2 protein-coding genes and 1 pseudogene are annotated in these 1,261 nt (G+C 66.0%); 1 reads left to right on the top strand and 2 read right to left on the bottom strand.

From position 1 onward, the window contains the following. A pseudogene (locus tag BMY22_RS25165) lies at window positions 1–680 on the bottom strand (hypothetical protein); the annotation flags it as partial. Window positions 681–713: 33 nt separating this feature from the next. On the opposite strand from BMY22_RS25165, the gene BMY22_RS23400 reads away from it, so the two are divergent. Further along, a complete protein-coding gene (locus BMY22_RS23400; protein ID WP_139204260.1) occupies window positions 714–1,031 on the top strand; it encodes a hypothetical protein in 318 nt (105 codons plus the stop codon). 2 nt (window positions 1,032–1,033) lie between these two features. On the opposite strand, the gene BMY22_RS24610 is transcribed toward BMY22_RS23400, so the two are convergent. Continuing rightward, on the bottom strand, window positions 1,034–1,261 hold a 228-nt coding region (locus BMY22_RS24610; RefSeq protein WP_208599394.1), incomplete at its 5' end, for a hypothetical protein.

Genomic DNA, 1,261 nt, shown 5'->3' with positions numbered 1-1,261 from the left:
GTGCCGACCTTCATCGCCAGGGCGATGCGCTGGCCGTTGAGGGTCAGCCAGTAGTCGATCCGCTGGTTGTGCGCCGGCACGCCGGAGAGCCGCGCGCCGGGCTGGGTGTCGAACGAGTTGCCGGCTACGTAGCCGGTGAACACCCCGGCCAGCAGGTTGTAGTAGTCCGCGCTGGCGTCGTGGTAGGTACGGAAGCCGACGAAGATTTCCTCGGTGCGGCTCAGGCCGGAGCCCTTGAGGATCAGCTCGCGGTTGGTCGAGACGGCATCGTAGCGAAGCACCTCCCATTCGGCATCGGCGGCCGCCGCGGCACCCTGGGTGACGGGAACGGCGAAGGTGTCGCCGACGAGGAAGTCGGTCGCCCCGTCGCCGATCGTGAACTTGAGCAGGCCGTTGTCGTAGGCGGCGCCGACCGTGGCGTCGGCCTTGGCGCCGGAGACCGAGCCGACCACCGAGAAGGTTCCGCCGTTGGCCGCCGCGGCCGTGCAGGTGAGCGTCCAGGTCTCGGTCACCGACGCGGGCGAGGCCTCCAGCCCGGCGAGCGTGCCGGTGCCGGTGCGCATGCCGCCGAGGGTGCCGAGCACGCCGAAGCCGCCGCAGAACAGGCGGAGGGCGGCGAGCAGGTTGTAGTGGGCCAACTGGCCGTTGGCGTTGTCGACGTAGCCGATCTGGTTGGGCATAGTTCGGCCTTACCTTTGTAGGGGGATCGAGTAGTGGGTGAAGTCGTTGAGTTCCCGGTCCATGACCGGACGCTCCAGCAGACCGAGAGCTGGGTCGTGAAAATCTGCATGAAAGAAGGGCTGACGCGAGAAATGGCCCTGGAGGTGGCAGCCGAATACCAGCTCATCCATGAAAACCTGTTCGACATGGAGAAGAGCAAGCTCAGCATCCCGCCCGAAGCGGCCCTGAGCGACCAGCAGGTCGCGGCGATCATCCCGGCGGTACGCAATCTCTACGTGGGGCAACTTGCCCGTGCCGCGCACATCATCATTGGCCTGTTGGCTCGCGAAAAACTGAAACTGCATTCCTGACCTCACACTTGCAGGATCGACCGGTATTTGGCCGGGTCCTTCGAGAGCATCACGACGAAATCCTCCTCCCCTTGGCGGGAGTTGAATGCCGCCTGGGTAATTCGCATCGGATCGTCGTAGACGTGCAGATTCACAGCATTCTTGACGGTGGCCGCCATCGCCTTGGCCGGCTCGGCCAGGCGGGTGGTGCCCAGGCTCGGCGCCGGCAAGGCCGGTGCCGGCACGCCGGC

The organism is Azotobacter beijerinckii (assembly GCF_900110885.1).
GTDB classification, from domain to species: domain Bacteria; phylum Pseudomonadota; class Gammaproteobacteria; order Pseudomonadales; family Pseudomonadaceae; genus Azotobacter; species Azotobacter beijerinckii.
This window is presented reverse-complemented; position numbering and strand designations above follow the sequence as displayed.